This window comes from Mumia quercus (genome assembly GCF_025506335.1).
Lineage (GTDB): Bacteria > Actinomycetota > Actinomycetes > Propionibacteriales > Nocardioidaceae > Mumia > Mumia quercus.
Map to the genome: position 1 here is coordinate 32,172 of NZ_JANZYO010000003.1, position 16,827 is coordinate 48,998.

Here is a 16,827-nt window from a genome sequence, read left to right on the forward strand (position 1 = left end):
TCCGGAGGTTCGCTCGGGTACCCGACCCTGGGCGTACGGGGTCAGCCTCCCGCGCGTGCGCCGTAGTCGTTCGTCGCGGCGAGGACGGAGGCGACGTAGGCGTCAGAGTGGTTGTACGACCTCACCGCAGCGGTCCACCCGGACCCTGTGGTGAGGTCGTTGCCGTCTGCGCAGAGATAGCGGGCGGCGGCGTACGCGGCGTCATCGATGTCGTGCCGGTCGCTGACGCCGTCGCCGTCCCCGTCGGCGCCCCAGCGCCGCCAGGTCGAGCCGATGAACTGCAGGGGGCCGACGGCGTGGTCCCAGGTCGCGTTGCCGTGGGCGGCGGTGTCGTCGGCGCGCGCCCGCAGCGCCTTGAGGCCCGCGCTCCCGTCGAGGGCCGGCCCGAGGATCGGCGTACGGGTGGTGCCGTCCGGCAGGAGGGCGTTGCCGCCGAGAGTGCCGTGATGCGTCTCGACCCAGCCGATCCCCGCCAGCGTCGTCCAGCCGAGCCGGCAACCGGGCTGCTCGTCACCGATACGGAGCGCGGCGTTGGCGTAGGCGGTCAGCGCGACCGCGCTGATCCCCGTACGGGCGGAGGCGTCGGAGACCCAGCCGCGCGCGACGCCACCTCCGGACAACCCGACCCCGGAGTCGAGCGAGGAGGTCGTGAGACCGGCGTCGGCCGGCTGGGGCGAGGCTGCGCCCGACGGGAGCTTGGGGGCGTCGAGGGTGGTGACGGTCGTGGCGCCGATCGTCGCGTCGGCGCTGCCGCTCGCCCACGCCGTGAGGCCGACACCGGCGCAGACGACGCCCAGCGCCGCAGGGACGAGCACGCTCCTGCTCGTCCAGGTCCGACCGTTCACGCAGGTCAGCGTAGACGCAGGTGCGTACGTGACCGCCCTCGTACCCTCGAAGTGTGGACACGTTGACCCCGCCGCCGACCCTCGAGGACGTCCGTACGCTGCTCGCGGGGCGGCGTACGGTCGTGCTGACGGGAGCCGGGGTCAGCACGGACTCGGGCATCCCGGACTACCGCGGGCCGGGTTCGGTGCCGCGCCAGCCGATGACGTACCAGGAGTTCGTGGCGACCCCGCAGGCGCAGCAGCGCTACTGGGCGCGGGCCCACGTCGGCTGGCGGCACATGACCGGCGCCGCCCCGAACGCCGCGCACCACGCCCTGGTCGCGCTCGAGCGCGCCGGGGCCGTCGACGCCGTGATCACGCAGAACGTCGACGGGCTCCACGAGGAGGCCGGTCAGCGCGAGCTGGTGACGCTGCACGGCCGGATCGCCGACGTGGTGTGCCTGGACTGCGGTGACCGTACGTCGCGGGTGGCGCTGCACGAGCGGCTCGACGCGATGAACCCCGGATACGGCGAGGGCGCGTACGCGATAGCGCCGGACGGCGACGCGCTGCTGGAGGAGACGAGCGCGTTCCGCGTCGCGGCGTGCGAGCGGTGCGGCGGGCGGCTGAAACCGGACGTGGTGTTCTTCGGTGAGAACGTCCCGAAGCCCCGCGTCGAGCGGTGCCGGTCCTTCGTGGACGCCGCGGACGCCCTGCTCGTCGTCGGGTCGTCGCTGCAGGTGATGTCGGGGCTGCGGTTCGTCCGCCAGGCGGCGAAGGCCGGCACACCGGTCGTCATCGTCAACCGCGGCCGCACCCGTGGCGACGAGCTCGCGACGCTGAAGCTCGACGCCGGGTGTGCCGAGACGCTGGTGCCGCTGGCGTCGTCGCTCGCCGCGTAGCCAACGCGTGGGTGCTGGGTCACCGTCGGCAGGCGTCGTCGCGCGCGACGAGGGGTGTTCCCGCGTCGGGGGCGAGGGCGAAGAGCCGCCCACCGACGAGCGCGAGATCGGTGACCTCCGGCTGCGGAACCGGCATCGCGCGCCACCGTACGCCGTCGGTCGAGGCCACGAGGTCGCGCGACTCCTGGCCGGCGGCGAGGGCGACGCACGACCCGTCGTACGCCGCCCGTGGGCGTGCGACGTACGGCTCGACGGCGACAGGCGGTGGCCGCAGACGCTCCACGCCCTGCCGGTCCAGCCGCCACCCGGCGAGACGCGGCCCGACCCATCCGGCGACCACGCACCCGTCCGCGGCGCACGACACGTCGGTCGCCCCGCTCGACACGCCGGACCCAGCCGGGTCGGTGAGCGGGAACCGCTCCCATCGGCCCAGGTCGCTCGTACGCCAGGCGACGGCGGCCTGCCGCGTCCCGGCCGCATCGGTCGTCGTCTCGGTGCCCACGACCACGACGTGCGCCTCCGTCGCGGCGACCGCGGCCGGCAGCGCCTGGACGTCACCGCGGTCCGCGAACGCACCGACGTCGGTACGGCGCAGCCACCGCCCGCCGTCCTCGCGCCAGACGGCGGGCGACAAGCGTGAGGGCGAGGTGGCCCAGCTCCCGATCACGGTGGCGACCGGCGCGGACGCGACGCCGGCAAGCCCACCGGCGGACGGCCCGCCGAAGGTCTCGAACACCTGCGGCTTCTCGTCGACCCGGTCGAGCGTGCCCGACCAGGCGGTCCAGCGCGGCATGAGGTGAGCCCCGCCGGTGGCGTTGCCCAGCGCCACGACACTCCCGTCCGGGGCTACGGCCAGCTCGACCAGCGAGGCGACCCGCCCGTACCCGGTCTCCGGCGTGAGCCGCACGTCCTCCCATCCCCGCTCGCCGCGGAGGAGGAGACGCGGCTCGGCGTCGTCACCCGAGCCTGCGCCGCCGCTCACGACGAGCCGGGTGCCGTCCGTCGTGGCCACCACCGGCCTCAGGCGTCCGGGCAGCGCCTCGGCCTCCCACCCGCCGGGGAGCGCGCGAGGGGACGGGCTGACGGCGGTCGTCGCGCGCGGCGACGGCGACTCGGCCGGCGCGGGGGAGGGTGACGTGGCGTGGTCCGCGGCCGACGAGCAGGCGGACAGCGACGCGAGCGCGAGGACCAGCGCTGCCGTACGGAGCCACCCGTGCCGCACGGTCATGACAGGTCGAGGGCCTCGGCGAGGTCGTCCGGGAGCGCGCCGGTGCGCGGGTAGTCCGGGTCGGCGACGTACAGCGCGTCGCGGTCTCGGCTCGGGTCGTACCGGGCCACGACCGCCCGCGCGGGATCGACACCCGGGATGTGGCGGACCCCGGCCGGTCGGAACTCCAACGTCTCCATGGCGTCCGGGTCACAGCTTCGGGGTCCCTCGCCGTCGTTCAGCGGGTCGCCCGGCGGCACGAGGTCGTCGCGTGCGAGCTGGCGGCCCACCGAGTAGTACGTCCGCCCGTCGTACGTCATGCGGGCGCAGTCTCCCAGCGGCGCCTGCGTGCCGGCGGTGCGGTCGGGTTCCGGACCTGCCTCGGCGTCCTCGCGGCCCCACCCGGTCACTGCCGCGACCACGACCACCGCCAGCAGCAGGGAGACCGTGCACGCACCGAGGACGAGGCGACGTCGGTTGCGGCTCATCCCCGCACCGTATCGGCACGGCGGCGACCTGTCTCGGGGGCAGGCTCGCGTCGCGCAGACCGACGTGCGAGGCTGCGAAGAGGCGCTGTCGACGGTGACGCACGGACGACCTTCAGACGAGAGGGCGGACATGGGACGCAGGGTGCTGGTGACCGGAGGGGTGCGGTCGGGCAAGTCCCGCTACGCCGAGTCGCTGCTCCAGCGAGAACCGGTGGTCTCCTACATCGCCCCCGGCCCGGTGCCGGACGGGTCAGACCCCGAGTGGGTCGCCCGGGTCGCCGAGCACCAGAGGCGACGTCCCGAGTCCTGGATCACGCGGGAGACCACCGACGTCACGAGCGCGCTGGAGGGCGCCACGACGCCGGTGATCGTCGACTGCCTCAGCACCTGGGCGACCGCGATGCTGGACGAGGTGGGGGCCTGGGACGCGCCGGACGCCCAGTGGCGACCCGAGGTCGGCAAGCGGATCGACGGCCTCGTCGAGGCGTGGTGCGCGCGACGGGACCTCACGGTGGCGGTCACGAACGAGGTCGGGTTCGGTGTCGTGCCCGAGCACCGCTCGGGCCGGGTGTTCCGTGACGTGCTTGGCCTCGTGAACCAGCGGGTCGCCGCCTGCTCGGACGAGGTGGCGCTGGTCGTCGCCGGGCGGGTGCTCTACCTGTAGTGAGAGGGACGCCGCTCAGGCAGCGGTCAGCGCGACGACGCACAGCGCCGCGAGCGCCAGCTCGACGGAGGCGCCGATCACGTCGCCGGTGATCCCGCCGAGGACGGAGATCGCCCGCCGGACGAGGAGGGCGACGCAGAGCGCGGCCGCGACGACCGCGAGGGGCCCGAGCCACCACGGCTCCCCGGTCGCCGCGACCGCCCCGGCGAGCGCGGCGGCGACGAAGCAGCCGACCGCGACTGCCCCGGCGAGCGGTACCGACCCGGCCACGGCCGCTCCGAGACCCGTCGGCGCCGCGGCCGGGACCGGACGTGCGCAGACGATCGCGCACGCCGCCCGGGACGCGCAGACGAGGACGCCGGCGAGCAGCCACCCGTACGGGCGGGCGGCGAGCGCGCCGAGGGCGGCGGCCTGCAGGACCAGCACGAGGACCAGCGCGGCCACTCCGGCAGGTCCGACGTCCCCGGACTTCATGATCGCGAGGCGCCGCTCCCGGTCGTACGGGGCGCTGAGCCCGTCGGCGGTGTCGGCCAGGCCGTCCAGGTGCAGCACCCGCGTGCCGACTGCGAGCACGCCGACCGCGAGCGCGCCGGTGAGCATGCCGGGCCACCCGAGCACGGACCCGAGGGCGACGACCGCGCAGACCCCGAGCGCGAGCGGCGTCACCGCGAGCGGAGCGAGCAGCATCGCCGTGCGCGCACGGGCGGCGTCGACGGTCGACGGTGGCGCGACCGGGAGGACGGTGAACGTCCCTGCCGCGAGCAGGACGCCGTCGGGGACGACGCCGCGCCCTGCCTCGACGGTCACGACCCGAGGACGTCCGCGAGGAGCGACATGTCGGTGAGCAGCGCGCCCGCCGAGCGCAGCACCGGCAGGGCGGCGACGGCGCCGCTGCCCTCCCCGAGGCGCATGCCGAGGTCGAGGAGCGGCTCGAGGCCGAGCTTGCTCAGGGCGAGCGCCTGCGCCGGTTCGGGGGAGCGGTGGCCGGCAGCGAACCACGCTGCTGAGCCCGGGGCGTAGTCCTCGGCCACCAGCGCGCACGCGACCGAGATGACACCGTCGAGCAGCACCGGGACACCGCGTCGCGCCGCCTCGGCGAGGAACCCGACCTGAGCCGCCAGGTCGGCCGAACCGAGCGCGGTGAGGCGCTCGACGGGATCGGACACGCGCTCACCCGCCCGTACGAGCGCCTGTGCGACGACCTGCTCCTTGTGTGCGAGCGTCGCCTCGTCCACGCCCGACCCACGGCCGGTGACGTCACGGGCGTCGAGCCCCAGCGAGGCGGCGATCAGCGCGGCCGACGGTGTCGTGTTGCCGATGCCCATGTCGCCGGGAATCAGCAGGTCCGCGCCGGAGGCGATCTCCTCGGCCGCCACGTCGGCACCGACGGCGAGCGCCCGGCGCGTCTCGTCCGTGCTCAGCGCGTCCTCAAGGTGGATCGCCCCGGAGCCGCGACGGATCTTGTGCGTGCTCACCTCGGCGGGGAGCACGCCAGGGTCGATGTCGACACCGAGGTCGAGCACGCGCAGCGCCGCTCCGTGCTGGCGGGCGAGGACGGCGACCCCGGCTCCTCCGGAAAGGAACTGGCGGACCATCAGCGCGGTGATCTCCTTCGGGTAGGCGGAGACCCCGTGCGACGTCACGCCGTGGTCGCCGGCGAACACCACGACGCGTACGTCCTCGAGCGGCCGCGGCGGGCACGCGTCCTGGACGGCCGACAGCCACACCGCCGTCTCGCCGAGACGACCCAGTGCACCCGCAGGGGTCGCGAGCCCGGCGAGGCGTTCGGCGGCCAGCGTACGGGCGCGGTCGGACGGGCAAGCGACGCGGCCGGGGGCGTCAGGACGGGTCATCAGGTCGGTCCTCGAGGTCGACGGAAGAGCACTCCAGCGTACGCCCGCGTCCGCCCGACCGGCCGACGCGACCGCCCACCGCGTCGTACCGACCGCTCACCGACGCGACCGCGCCGTGCGTGGACCCGGGTGCGGGCCAGTGCCAGCCTGTGTGACCGCAGTCACACCGCCTCGAGAGAGTGAGACCCGCGATGACCACCGGCAACGACGAGGTCGACGACCCGACCTTGCACGACACCCCGCCTCCCGCCAACCGCGCGCTGCTGACGGTCGCGGCCGTGCTGCTCGCGATCCCCGTGATCGCGCTGCTGTGGGTGGACTCGTACGCACGCGTCGACCCGAAGCTGGGCCCCTGGCCGTTCTTCTTCTGGTACCAGTTCCTCTGGGTCTTCCTCACCGCCGGCCTGACCTACACCTCGTACCGGATCGTCCTCGTGGCCCGCCCGCACCGCCCGATGCGACCCCACGCGTCCGAGGAGGTCGAGCGATGAGCGACGTCAACGGGGTCGCCCTCACCGTCCTGATCCTGCTCTTCGCGCTCGTCACGGTGATGGGCTTCCTGGCCGCGCGCTGGCGCCGCCCGCCGTCGATGGAGTCCCTGGACGAGTGGGGCCTCGGCGGGCGAGGCTTCGGGACCTGGGTGACCTGGTTCCTGCTCGGCGGCGACCTCTACACCGCGTACACGTTCGTGGCGGTCCCGGCCGCGATGTTCGCCACCGGTGCCGTGGCCGGCTTCTTCGCGGTGCCGTACACGATCGTGCTCTACCCGATCATCTTCGTCTTCATGGCGCGGCTGTGGTCGGTGAGCCACCGGCACGGGTACGTGACGCCGGCCGACTTCGTGCGCGGGCGCTACAGCAGCCGAGGGCTGACGCTCGCCGTCGCCATCACCGGCTTCCTCGCGACCATGCCGTACATCGCGCTCCAGCTCGTCGGCATCCAGGCGGTGCTCGAGGTGGCGGGTCTCGGCGGCGGCTCCAACTGGATCGCCAAGGACGCGCCGCTGTTCATCGCGTTCGCGCTGCTCGCGGCGTACACGTACTCGTCGGGCCTGCGTGCGCCGGCCGTGATCGCGTTCGTGAAGGACACGCTGATCTACCTCGTCATCATCGTCGCGATCGTCTACCTCCCGTCGAAGGTCGGGGGCTGGGACGCCGTGTTCGGCGCGGCCGAAAAGAAGATGTCCACCCCGAACCCGGCGACGGGCGCGCCCACCGGCTCGTTCATCCCGACCGGCCTCGACAACCACTGGGCCTACGCGACGCTCGCGCTGGGCTCGGCGCTCGCGCTGTTCATGTACCCGCACTCGATCACGGCGACGCTGTCGAGCCAGTCGCGCCAAACGATCCGGCGCAACGCGTCGATCCTGCCGGCGTACTCGTTCATCCTCGGCCTGCTCGCGCTGCTCGGCTGGGTCGCGATCGCGGCGGGGACGAAGCCGGTCGGGCTCGACGGCGAGCCGAACGCACAGCTGGTGATCCCGCAGCTGTTCGAGGACATGTTCCCGTCGTGGTTCGCCGGCGTCGCGTGGGCGGCGATCGCGATCGGAGCGCTGGTCCCGGCGGCGATCATGTCGATCGCGGCGGCGAACACGTTCACCCGCAACGTCTACAAGGAGTACCTGAAACCGGATGCGACGCCACAGCAGGAGGCCAAGGTCTCGAAGCTGTCGTCGCTGGTCGTGAAGGTCTTCGCGCTGGTCTTCGTCCTGACGCTCGACAAGCAGAACGCGATCAACTTCCAGCTCCTCGGCGGCATCTGGATCCTCCAGACGCTCCCCGCGATCGTGTTCAGCCTCTACACGCGGTGGTTCCACCGGTGGGGCCTGCTCGCCGGCTGGGCCGTCGGCATGGTGTACGGCACGGTCAGTGCGTACAACGTCGTCAACCCCGTCACCGGGGCGCACTTCGGGGGGTCGCTCGACCCGATCCCGGTCATCGGGCACCTCGGCTACATCGGGCTGACGGCGTTCGCGATCAACCTCGTCGTGGCCGCCCTCGTCACGCTCGCGCTGCGGGCCGGCAAGGTGTCGAACGGGACGGACGAGACGATCGCGGGCGACTACTTCGCGGACGAGGGTGATCCGCGGGTCATGAAGACCCTCCCCGGTCTCGACGAGCCGGCCGGCGGTCTCTCAGAGACGCGTTGAGTCCGGCTGCAGCGGAGGAGTGGAGTCACCGGCGCCTTCACGGGCGCCGGTGACCATCTCCGCGAGGGCCTCGGCGGCGCCGTGGCGCGGCTGCCAGCCGAGCTCCGTCTTCGCGCGGGCGGTCGCCAGCACGGGGACCCGGAGGAGGGCGTCGAACAGGTAGCCGGGGGCCCCGGCCAGCCGCACGCGCCACGCTCCCTCCAACGCGGCGCGTGCGACGCTCTGAGGTGCCTCGACCGTGCGGGCACCGAAGATCTCGCCGAGCTCGTCGCGCCGCAGGACGCCGTCCGCGGCGACGTTGAACGCGCCGCGGACCGGCCGCTCGACCGTCTCGGCGTAGACACGTGCGAGGTCGTCGGCGTGGACGGTCTGCAGGCGCAGGCCCGCAGGGACGGGCAGCACGGGCAGCAGGCGGCGGTCGAGCATCCAGGGACGCAAGCCGGGGGCGCCGAAGATCCGTCGCTGCTCGGACGCGGCCGAGCGCTGGAACACGAACGCCGGCCGGACGCGGACCACGCGGACGTCGGGGTGCGTGGCCTCGAAGGCGTCGAGCGCGCGCTCGACGTACGCCTTCTCACGGCAGTACGACGCGGGGGACGGGCCGTCGGTCGGCCACGACTCGTCGACCGGCTCGTCGTCGAGGCTCGGCGAGTACGCGGCGACCGAGGACGCGCAGACGACGACGCCGACTCCCGCACGCGAGGCCGCGGCGAGCACGTTCCGCGTGCCGACCGCGTTCGCCCGCCAGGTCGTGTCCGGGTCGTGGGTCGGCTGGAACATCCACGCGAGGTGCACGAGAGCGTCGGCGCCGGCGAGGACGGAGTCGAGCGGGTCCGTCCCGACGTCGGCGGTGTGCCACCGGACGTCGACGGGGACGCCGTCGGGGCCGCGGTCGCCGGGGCCGCTGCGGGGATCACGACGGGCGACGCCGACCAGCGTGTGGTGCCGGCGTGCGAGCTCGCGCAGCAGGGCGGTCCCGACATTGCCTGTGGCTCCCGTGACGACGACGCGCATCGCTGCTCCTTCCGTCCCTGCACGGGTACCCGCAGGGACGAGCCGTCAAACGACGAGCCGTCAGACCGGGCGCGCCGCGACGTCGCCGACGACGGTGATCGCGGGGGCACCGATGCCCTCGGCAGCCACCCGCGCGGCGATCGTCGCGACGTCGGCACGGACGCTGCGCTGCGTCGGCAGCGTGGCGTCGGCGATCGTCGCCGCGGGAGTCGCAGGGTCGAGGCCCGCGGCGACGAGGGTCTCCGTGATCGCCGGGAGGGTCGCGACCGCCATGAGGAGGACGAGGTTCGTGCCCGAGCGGGCGAGCGCGTCCCAGTCGAGGGTGGAGCGCGGGTCGCCCGGGGGGACGTGCCCGGAGACGACGGTGAAGCCCTGGCTCAGGCCGCGGTGCGTGACCGGGATCCCGGCGAGCGCGGGGCCCGCGATCGCGGAGGTGACCCCGGGGACGACGTCGACCGGGATGCCCGCCGCGACGCAGGCCTCGACCTCCTCGCCGCCGCGCCCGAACACGAACGGGTCGCCACCCTTGAGGCGTACGACGCGCTTGCCGGCCGCAGCATGCGTGACCAGGACGCGGTTGATCTCCTCCTGCGGCGTCGAGCGCCCCCGGGGGATCTTGCCGACGTCGACGACCTCCGCGTCGAGCCCGTCTAGGACGCCCAGGGGAGCGAGCCGGTCCGTGACGACGACGTCAGCCGACCGTACGGCCTCGAGCCCGGCGACCGTGATCAGCCCCGGGTCGCCCGGTCCGCCACCCACCAGCACGACCCGTCCCCGATTCGGACAGTTCCCCACGTCTTCGCCCCCTTCGGAACGTGGGGAACTGCCCGAATCGGGGACGGTGCACCAGGTGCCGGCGTCGGCGGCCTCGGCGGCGACCCGGGCGTCCAGCAGGGGGTCGCCGCTCGCGGGCACCACCAGGTCATGACCGACGACGTCGCCACGGTCGTACGCACGGGTGTGCCAGGTCACGACGCCCCGCTCGGCGAGGTCCTCGATCGACGGCACCGAGTGCGCGGCCACGACGGTGACCCGTGCTCCGCCGTCGCGCAGGGACGCGACCTGCGCGAGCGCGGCGGTGCCGCCGCCGACCACGAGGACGCGGCGGCCGGAGACCGGGAAGGTGGCGCGGAATCCCGCGTCGCGTGCCATCAGCGCGGCCGTCCTCTCGTTCACGGAATGAGCCCCGATGGTAGGCACGGATGCCTCCCGCCGTTCGGACGCTCCGCATCGCGGACAAAACTGCCCGATCTCCTGCTCCCCGGGCTTGGGCTAGAGGCCCGCAGGCGACTACCGTCAGCACCCATGCAGCGGATCACGGTCGTAGGCATCGGTGCGGACGGCTGGGAAGGTCTCGCCATGGAGTCGCGCCGCCTCGTCCGCGAGGCCGAGGTGGTCATGGGCGGCAAGCGACACCTCGAGACCGTCCCGTGGGCGTGGTGGCAGGTCCGGGTGGAGTGGCCGCCCAACCTCGACGAGGCGCTGCCCGCGCTCCTCGACGAGTACGAAGGCAAGCGGGTCGTCGTCCTGTCCGCGGGAGACCCGCTCGTCGCCGGCATCGGGACGACGCTCATCCGGCTGCTGGGGGCCGACTACGTGGAGATCGTGCCGACGATCTCGACCGAGTCGCTCGCGCGTGCGCGGATGCACTGGTCGTACGAGGAGACGTCGCTGGTGTCGCTCATCGGCCGCGACGTCCGCCAGCTCGTCCCGCACCTCGCCCCGGGCCGACGGCTGATCGTGCTGTCGAACGACGGGGGCACGCCCGCGTCGGTGGCCGCCCTGCTGGTCGCCCAGGGGTACGGCGACACGACGATGACCGTCCTCGGCGACCTCGGGGGCCTGGCGGAGTCGCGGGCCGAGGCGACGGCGGCGACGTGGAACGTCCGGGTCGCACCCGAGCTCAACGTCGTCTGCCTCGACTGCGTCGCGGACGCCTCGCGCCGCTCGGCGATGTCGAGCGTGCCCGGTCTGCCCGACAGCGTGTTCGGAGAGGGCGGCGGCGTGGTGTCACGTGACGTCCGGGCCGCCACGCTGGCGCGTCTCGCCCCGGCCGCCGGCGACCTGCTCTGGGGACTCGGCCCGGGCGCTGCCACCCTCGCCGTCGAGTGGCTGCGCGCGGAGCCGTTGGCGTTCGGGGTCGTCGTCGAGGACGACCGCGACGGCGTCGCCCGGACGAAGGAGATGGCGGCCGACCTCGGGGTGCCGGAGCTGCGGGTCACCGAGGGCACGTTGCCGGAGGCGCTCGAGAGCCTCGCCGCGCCCGACGCCGTCTTCCTCGGCGCCCGCGCCGCCGACACCGCCCTTGTCGACCTCGCGTGGGAGGCGCTGCGTCCCGGAGGCCGGCTCGTCGCCCACGCCGTCACGCTCGACGACGAGGCCGCCTTGATCGACCGCTTCCGCAAGCACGGGGGCGAGCTCGTCCGTCTCGGCGTCGACACCGTCAGCGCGGGGGAGGGCCAGATCGTCTGGCGTCCCGGCCGGCCGGTCACGCAGTGGAGCGCGACTCGCTGACGCTGCCGAGCGGGCATCGGGTGCGGGGCCGTCCAGGCGGACGTGCACGGTGAGGAGCTCGCTTCCGAGCACCCGTACGGTCATCGCGTTGAACGCGCGCAGCGGGTGCCACCGGAGCAGGCTGCGCTGGCGGGCGATCGGGTCGTCGTACGGCAGGATGCGGGCGGTCCCGTCGAACCACTCGTAGCGCAGCAGCCCGGTCCGCAGCCGCACGCGTACGCGCGGGTGGCGGGCGATGTTGCGGACGTAGCCGGCCCGCTCGCCGTGCTCAGCGATGATCCAGAACGACGTGCCCTCGTGCCCGTTGCCGACGGGGGTGCGGCGGGGTCGTCCGGTCCGGCGTCCCGTCGTCTCCAGCAGCGCCAGGCCGAGCGGGTTGACGCCGAGCGCGAATCCGCCGCGGACGATCGGGTTCACCACCCAGCGCTGGAGCCGCTTGACGAGCGCGACCTTCAGGGACGGGCTCGCGGCGGTCAGGACGAGGAGTGCCAGCAGGACCAGGGTCTGGCCCACGGCGAAGGTGAGGTCGTGGGCCGGGTCGATGGCCCAGACCACCCAGCCGAGCGCGATCGCGACGACGAAGCCGCCGGTGATCCCACGGCTCGGTGTCATACGACTGTATGAAAGGTTCATACAGTCGTATGATCCTCTTCATGGACAGGAAGTCAACCCCCGCCGACCGCCGGGAGGCCGTCGTCGACGCCTTCCTCGCGGTCGTGGCGAGCCGCGGCGTCGAGAGCGCGTCGTTCCGCACCGTCGCCGACGAGGCGGGCGTCTCGCTCGGCACGGTGCAGCACTACTTCCGTACGCGCGAGGGCCTCCTGGCCGCGACGTACGAGGAGGTCCTGCGGCGCATCCGCGCCCGGCTCGAGGCGATCGAGGACGTGCCGGAACCGCGTGAACGCCTGCGCCGGATGCTGCTCGAGCTGCTCCCGCTCGACGCCCGGCGGCACGACGAGTGCGTCATCCACCTCGCGTTCGCGGCGGTCGCGCCCTCGCGCCCCGCGCTCCAGCAGATCCAGGCGGCGGCGCTGGGCGACCTGCACGAAGCGCTCGCGCAGCTGGTCGCCGAGAGCGGCGCGCAGGCCGAGGGCTCCGACGAGGCGAGGCTGCTCGCCCGGACCCTGGCCGCGACGGCCGACGGCCTCGCCCTGCACGCGGTGAGCACGGGCGACGCTGCGCCGGAGACCCTGACGGCATCCGTCGAGGTCGTGCTCGACCGGCTCCTCGGCCCCGCGCCCGTGTCGTCGAGCGGGACCTAAGGGACGACCCGGTCGAGGACCCGGCGCGACAGCTCGAGGGCCACGCCGTACACCGCGTGGCTCGCGGTCTCCCAGATCACCGCCGACGCCGGCAGCGTCCAGGGCGGCTCCTGGATGCCCGCCGCGGGCAGGCTCGTCCCGTGCGTGCCCGCGTACAACGCGATCCCCGCAGGCGCGCCGGCGCCGCGCGTCACGACGGGGAAGCGGGCGGCGAGCGCGCCGTACAACGTGCCGGCCACCGCCCCGAAGACGTAGTGGATCGCCCGGCTCGCGCGGACCTTCTGCGCGGGGTCGAGCACGGTCCCGTCCCGGAGCTCGGCGACCTCGGCGGCGACGACCGCGGGCGGCATGTTCTCCGGGTGGCCGCTCGGGTCGGTCCCGACCAGGCGCTTCTGCCACGTCTGCGGCGGCACCACCCGCTCGGCAGTGCGCTGGAGGGCGGGCTCGGTGACGGCCTTGACGTACGACGCGGGCAGCGACGCGAGGGCGCCGACGACCGCGCCGCGGAGCATCCGGTGTGCGCTCATCCGGCCACGGTACGCGCGTCAGTCGCGCGGCGTGAGGGTCACCGAGATCGGCAGATGGTCCGACGCCTGCGAGCCGCCCACCGTCGGTGACGACGCGACGAGGTCGGGCGTCGTCAGGAGGTGGTCGATCCGGGCCGTCGGCCGGTCCGCAGGCGACGTCGGCCCTGCCCCGTCGAGCGCGTCGACGAGTCCGAGCCCCGTCAGCTGGAGGAACGCGCTGCTCCCGGGCTGCGTGTTGAGGTCGCCGCCGAGGACGAGCGGGTGCCCGTCGGCGAGCCGGTCGTGGAGCATCTCGACGAGGTCGGCGGTCTGGGCGTCGACGCCCTCGTCGCCGTCGTGAGGCTGCAGGTGGGTCGAGACGAACCACGTCGAGGTCCCACCGGCGTCGAGGCGCACCGACAGCGCCTGCGCGCCGGTGACGGCGCCGTGCGAGGGCAGCGGTGTCCCGACGACCTCCCTGACCGGGAGGTCCGTGAGCACGGCGTCGCCCCAGACCGGATCGGCGGCCGGGGCGAAGACGGCCTCGCGGCGGAGCATCCGCTCGAGGATCGCGAGCTCGTCCTGGCCGCCGTTGAGGTACCACCCGCGGTCGACCTCGCTGAGCAGCGCCACGTCGGACCCGTGCAGCGTCTCGGCCACCAGGTCCGGGCGGAACGTGCCGTCCATGCCGTAGCCCATCCGCACGTTGTACGCGCTCACCCGCAGGCCGGACTCCGGCGTGGGGTCGGTCTCGGCCTCGAGATCCAGCGCCGTGACGGTCATCGCCGGGCCGCCCCACGCGACGACGGCGGCGAGGACGGCGGCCACGCCGAGGAGGGCGGGCTGCACGGCCACCGGCCCCGTACCCTCGGTGGCCGCGGGCACGCCCGCGGACGCGACCACGCCCAGCACCGCTGCCGCGAGGACGACGACGAGGTCGGCGCGGTAGCCGAGGTCGTAGCCCGCGTAGTAGACGAACAGCAGCACGACCCACACCAGGCCGCCCAGCGCCAGCGTCGCGGCGCGTGCCGGGCGACCGTGGTCGGAGGCGGCCCACAGGAGGGTGAGCGCGGGCATCCCGAGCGCGTACGCCACGAGCGTCCACGTCGGGGAGACCGCCGGGACGCCGCCGACGTCGGCGGTCACGAGGAGCGCCAGCGCGGTGGCGCCCGCGAGGACCGCCGCGGCTGCCCACGTGGCCGTGCGGGGCGGTCGCAGGGTGGCCGTCGCGACCGAGGCGACCGCCGCCAGGGCGATCACGACGAGGCCGGCCGTGCCCGCCGCCGCGGACGCACGCCCCGCGTTCGCGAAGACCAGGCCGCCGAGCAGCAGGCCGGGCATCACGAGCCACGCCGTCCGGGCGGCGACGGGCTGCGGACGGTGACCGCGTGCCGCCCGCCAGGCGAGCGCGGCGCCGACGACCTGCGCCACGAGCAGCACCCACGCCCAGCCGTCGTCACGCCACACTGCGCCCCAGGTTCCCAGCGCAGCATGGGTGACGGTGCCGAGCGCGGTGCCCATGGCGACACCGACGACCAGCACGTCCCCGGACGTGGTCGCTGTCAGCGACAGCCAGGTGATCCCGGCAGCGAGGCCGAGCGAGGCCACGAGCAGCTGCGGCTGGCCGCCGTCGGTCAGCTGCAGGGCGACCCGGCACACGAGCGCGACGCCGAGCGCCACCCAGGCGGCACCCGCGGCGCGCCGACGCACCAGGAACGCGGCCGCCACGCCGACGGCGGCACAGCCGAGCGCGTACGCCCCCATCAGCTCGGGTGGCGTCGACGCTGCCTGTCCGAAGATCGTGATCAGCGACGGCGCCCACGCACGGACGAGGTCGCCGAGGACCCAGACCCCGACGGCGACGGCGAGCAGGGCGGCGGTGCGGGACCGGGGTGGCGTCATGGACGAGTTCTACCGGTCCAGGGGGCCGCGCACTAGTGTCGGCGCGGTGAGCACCCGAGGCAGGCACGTCCCCGAACCCGGCGAGGAGACCCCGGAGCCGTACCACCTGCTGGCGGCGTGGCTCGACGTCGCCCCGGACGGCGACCCGCCCTTGATGACGCTGGCGAGCCGCGACCTCGACGGCGCGCCCGACGCCCGTACGGTCATGGTCAACGGGTTCGACGGCGAGCGGCTCTCGTTCCACACCGACAGCCGCGCCCGCAAGGCCGACCAGCTCGACGCCTTCCCGTACGCGGTCGCCGTCCTCGCCTGGCCGCAGGAGGCGCGCCAGCTCGTCGCCGCTGGTGAGGTCGCGCCCGCGACGGACACGGAGGCGGCCCAGCTCTTCGACGCGTGCCCGCGCGACCTCCAGCTGCTCGCATGGCTCAACGACCCCGAGATGGCGCAGCTGCCGCGCGAGGAGCGGGTCGAGCGGTGGCGCCGCTTCGACGAGAAGCACCCCCTCCTGACCCCGCCGCGGACCTGGAGGTGCTTCCACCTCGTGCCGCGGCGCCTCACGTTCTGGGGCGGTGACGACGAAGGGCCGAGCAGGCGTCTGGAGTACGAGCGGACCCCCGAGGGGTGGACGGCGCGCCGGCTCCCGGGCTGACCGGATATCCTGAGCGCGGCATCAGGGGAAGCCGGTCGAAGTCCGGCGCTGACCCGCAACCGTAGGCACCTCGTACGAGGGGCGAGCCGGAGCACCTGCTGCCAGCTCCGCGATCCACACCGCGATCCGGAGTCCCTACCTCCATGTGCTGCCGAGGAAAACGGGCTCGCCCGTCGCAGCAGGAAGGAACCGTTCGCATGCGTATGCACGCAGCCGCCGCCGCACTTCTCCTGGGTGCCGCTCTCCCCGTCCTGGGTTCCGCACCCGCTCACGCCGCCGACGGCGTCTGCGCGGACGCCACGGGCACCACCGTCGTCGTCGACTTCACCGACCTCGGGGGCGACGTCGAGGTCGGGTGCGCCGAGGACTCCGACGGCATGACCGGCCTCCAGGCGCTGGAGGCCGCGGGATTCGACGCGGCGACCGTCGCCTCGAGCGATGTCCCGGCCGTGTGCCGGATCGACGACGAGCCGTCGGCGTCGGAGGCGATCGACGTCGGCGGCCGCGACTACACCGAGAAGTGCCAGGAGTTCCCGCCCGCGGGTGCGTACTGGTCCTACTACGTGGCTCCCGCCGACGGCGCCTGGGCGTACGCGACGACCGGCGCCGACACCAACAAGGCGGTGCCCGGAGGGTTCGAGGGCTGGCGCTTCCAGCTCGACCAGCCGGCGGACGCAGCACCCACGCCTGCGTTCGACCCGGCGAACCCGCCGACCGCGACCGCCGACGACTCCGTCGACAAAGCGGACAACGCGGCCGACACCAGCGACGAGGCCGCCGACGACGAGAACGACGGCACCTCGATCGTGTGGATCGGCATCGCCGTCGCGGTGCTGCTCGCCGTCGCCATCGCCGTCACCCTCGTGCGACGCCGCAGCAGCGAGGACGCCTGA

At 74.2% G+C, this 16,827-nt stretch carries 17 protein-coding genes and 1 pseudogene; 8 read left to right on the forward strand and 10 right to left on the reverse strand.

Translation table 11 applies throughout. From position 1 onward, the window contains the following. Window positions 1–41 precede the first annotated feature (41 nt). Window positions 42–845, reverse strand: coding sequence for a lytic murein transglycosylase (locus NYZ95_RS06770; RefSeq protein ID WP_262850028.1), 804 nt, complete (start codon window positions 843–845; stop codon window positions 42–44). Window positions 846–898: 53 nt separating this feature from the next. On the opposite strand from NYZ95_RS06770, the gene NYZ95_RS06775 reads away from it, so the two are divergent. After that, a complete protein-coding gene (locus tag NYZ95_RS06775; RefSeq protein WP_262850030.1) occupies window positions 899–1,726 on the forward strand; it encodes an NAD-dependent protein deacetylase in 828 nt (275 codons plus the stop codon). A 19-nt stretch (window positions 1,727–1,745) separates the two neighbouring features. Here the strand turns inward: NYZ95_RS06775 and NYZ95_RS06780 are convergent, their stop codons facing one another. Both NYZ95_RS06780 and NYZ95_RS06785 read right to left on the reverse strand, forming a co-directional pair. Then, complete coding sequence (locus tag NYZ95_RS06780) at window positions 1,746–2,954, reverse strand: hypothetical protein (protein WP_262850032.1); 1,209 nt, start codon at window positions 2,952–2,954, stop codon at window positions 1,746–1,748. Further along, window positions 2,951–3,421: a hypothetical protein gene (locus tag NYZ95_RS06785; RefSeq protein ID WP_262850034.1), complete on the reverse strand. Its 471-nt coding sequence runs from the start codon at window positions 3,419–3,421 to the stop codon at window positions 2,951–2,953. Before NYZ95_RS06785 ends, NYZ95_RS06780 begins: the two co-directional genes overlap by 4 nt. 130 nt (window positions 3,422–3,551) lie before the next feature. Between NYZ95_RS06785 and NYZ95_RS06790 the strand changes: the two genes are divergently transcribed. Continuing rightward, a complete protein-coding gene (locus tag NYZ95_RS06790; RefSeq protein WP_262850036.1) occupies window positions 3,552–4,085 on the forward strand; it encodes a bifunctional adenosylcobinamide kinase/adenosylcobinamide-phosphate guanylyltransferase in 534 nt (177 codons plus the stop codon). Window positions 4,086–4,100: 15 nt separating this feature from the next. On the opposite strand, the gene NYZ95_RS06795 is transcribed toward NYZ95_RS06790, so the two are convergent. Next, complete coding sequence (locus NYZ95_RS06795) at window positions 4,101–4,892, reverse strand: adenosylcobinamide-GDP ribazoletransferase (RefSeq protein WP_262850037.1); 792 nt, start codon at window positions 4,890–4,892, stop codon at window positions 4,101–4,103. Then, window positions 4,889–5,938, reverse strand: coding sequence for a nicotinate-nucleotide--dimethylbenzimidazole phosphoribosyltransferase (cobT, locus tag NYZ95_RS06800; protein WP_262850039.1), 1,050 nt, complete (start codon window positions 5,936–5,938; stop codon window positions 4,889–4,891). The genes NYZ95_RS06795 and cobT overlap by 4 nt, the downstream gene beginning before the upstream one ends. A gap of 191 nt (window positions 5,939–6,129) precedes the next feature. On the opposite strand from cobT, the gene NYZ95_RS06805 reads away from it, so the two are divergent. After that, complete coding sequence (locus NYZ95_RS06805; protein WP_262850042.1) at window positions 6,130–6,429, forward strand: DUF3311 domain-containing protein; 300 nt, start codon at window positions 6,130–6,132, stop codon at window positions 6,427–6,429. Continuing rightward, on the forward strand, window positions 6,426–8,087 hold the full coding sequence (gene mctP / locus NYZ95_RS06810) for a monocarboxylate uptake permease MctP (RefSeq protein WP_262850044.1): 1,662 nt from the start codon (window positions 6,426–6,428) through the stop codon (window positions 8,085–8,087). The genes NYZ95_RS06805 and mctP overlap by 4 nt, the downstream gene beginning before the upstream one ends. Here the strand turns inward: mctP and NYZ95_RS06815 are convergent. Both NYZ95_RS06815 and cobA read right to left on the reverse strand, forming a co-directional pair. Beyond that, window positions 8,073–9,101, reverse strand: coding sequence for an NAD-dependent epimerase/dehydratase family protein (locus NYZ95_RS06815; RefSeq protein ID WP_262850046.1), 1,029 nt, complete (start codon window positions 9,099–9,101; stop codon window positions 8,073–8,075). The genes mctP and NYZ95_RS06815 overlap by 15 nt on opposite strands. A gap of 60 nt (window positions 9,102–9,161) precedes the next feature. Beyond that, the gene (gene cobA, locus NYZ95_RS06820) at window positions 9,162–10,277 is read right to left on the reverse strand and encodes a uroporphyrinogen-III C-methyltransferase (protein ID WP_262850047.1); all 1,116 of its coding nucleotides are present in this window, start codon (window positions 10,275–10,277) and stop codon (window positions 9,162–9,164) included. Between the two features lie 129 nt (window positions 10,278–10,406). Here cobA and cbiE point away from each other — a divergent pair, with 129 nt between their 5' ends. Then, on the forward strand, window positions 10,407–11,615 hold the full coding sequence (cbiE, locus tag NYZ95_RS06825; protein ID WP_262850049.1) for a precorrin-6y C5,15-methyltransferase (decarboxylating) subunit CbiE: 1,209 nt from the start codon (window positions 10,407–10,409) through the stop codon (window positions 11,613–11,615). A gap of 54 nt (window positions 11,616–11,669) precedes the next feature. Here cbiE and NYZ95_RS20550 read toward each other — a convergent pair. Beyond that, window positions 11,670–12,248, reverse strand: a pseudogene (locus tag NYZ95_RS20550) (nitroreductase/quinone reductase family protein); the annotation flags it as partial. A 20-nt stretch (window positions 12,249–12,268) separates the two neighbouring features. On the opposite strand from NYZ95_RS20550, the gene NYZ95_RS06830 reads away from it, so the two are divergent. After that, entirely contained in the window at window positions 12,269–12,877 is a 609-nt protein-coding gene (locus tag NYZ95_RS06830) for a TetR/AcrR family transcriptional regulator (RefSeq protein WP_262850051.1), read from the forward strand. On the opposite strand, the gene NYZ95_RS06835 is transcribed toward NYZ95_RS06830, so the two are convergent. Further along, window positions 12,874–13,404 (reverse strand): DUF1440 domain-containing protein, encoded by a 531-nt coding sequence (locus tag NYZ95_RS06835; protein ID WP_262850053.1) that lies wholly within the window; start codon window positions 13,402–13,404, stop codon window positions 12,874–12,876. The genes NYZ95_RS06830 and NYZ95_RS06835 overlap by 4 nt on opposite strands. A gap of 18 nt (window positions 13,405–13,422) precedes the next feature. Next, window positions 13,423–15,285, reverse strand: coding sequence for an endonuclease/exonuclease/phosphatase family protein (locus tag NYZ95_RS06840; RefSeq protein WP_262850055.1), 1,863 nt, complete (start codon window positions 15,283–15,285; stop codon window positions 13,423–13,425). Window positions 15,286–15,331: 46 nt separating this feature from the next. Between NYZ95_RS06840 and NYZ95_RS06845 the strand changes: the two genes are divergently transcribed. Then, window positions 15,332–15,934, forward strand: coding sequence for a pyridoxamine 5'-phosphate oxidase family protein (locus NYZ95_RS06845; protein ID WP_262850057.1), 603 nt, complete (start codon window positions 15,332–15,334; stop codon window positions 15,932–15,934). Between the two features lie 197 nt (window positions 15,935–16,131). After that, window positions 16,132–16,827, forward strand: a complete 696-nt coding sequence (locus tag NYZ95_RS06850) for an SCO2322-related protein (protein ID WP_262850059.1) — start codon at window positions 16,132–16,134, stop codon at window positions 16,825–16,827.

What these genes read in the sequence shown, in the direction of transcription:
- NYZ95_RS06780 (WP_262850032.1), bottom strand. Translation starts at nt 2,954, where the DNA reads ATGACCGTGCGGCACGGGTGGCTCCGTACGGCAGCGCTGGTCCTCGCG.
- NYZ95_RS06785 (WP_262850034.1), bottom strand. Translation starts at nt 3,421, where the DNA reads ATGAGCCGCAACCGACGTCGCCTCGTCCTCGGTGCGTGCACGGTCTCC.
- NYZ95_RS06790 (WP_262850036.1), top strand. Translation starts at nt 3,552, where the DNA reads ATGGGACGCAGGGTGCTGGTGACCGGAGGGGTGCGGTCGGGCAAGTCC.
- cobT (WP_262850039.1), bottom strand. Translation starts at nt 5,938, where the DNA reads ATGACCCGTCCTGACGCCCCCGGCCGCGTCGCTTGCCCGTCCGACCGC.
- NYZ95_RS06805 (WP_262850042.1), top strand. Translation starts at nt 6,130, where the DNA reads ATGACCACCGGCAACGACGAGGTCGACGACCCGACCTTGCACGACACC.
- mctP (WP_262850044.1), top strand. Translation starts at nt 6,426, where the DNA reads ATGAGCGACGTCAACGGGGTCGCCCTCACCGTCCTGATCCTGCTCTTC.
- NYZ95_RS06815 (WP_262850046.1), bottom strand. Translation starts at nt 9,101, where the DNA reads ATGCGCGTCGTCGTCACGGGAGCCACAGGCAATGTCGGGACCGCCCTG.
- cbiE (WP_262850049.1), top strand. Translation starts at nt 10,407, where the DNA reads ATGCAGCGGATCACGGTCGTAGGCATCGGTGCGGACGGCTGGGAAGGT.
- NYZ95_RS06830 (WP_262850051.1), top strand. Translation starts at nt 12,269, where the DNA reads ATGGACAGGAAGTCAACCCCCGCCGACCGCCGGGAGGCCGTCGTCGAC.
- NYZ95_RS06835 (WP_262850053.1), bottom strand. Translation starts at nt 13,404, where the DNA reads ATGAGCGCACACCGGATGCTCCGCGGCGCGGTCGTCGGCGCCCTCGCG.
- NYZ95_RS06840 (WP_262850055.1), bottom strand. Translation starts at nt 15,285, where the DNA reads ATGACGCCACCCCGGTCCCGCACCGCCGCCCTGCTCGCCGTCGCCGTC.
- NYZ95_RS06850 (WP_262850059.1), top strand. Translation starts at nt 16,132, where the DNA reads ATGCGTATGCACGCAGCCGCCGCCGCACTTCTCCTGGGTGCCGCTCTC.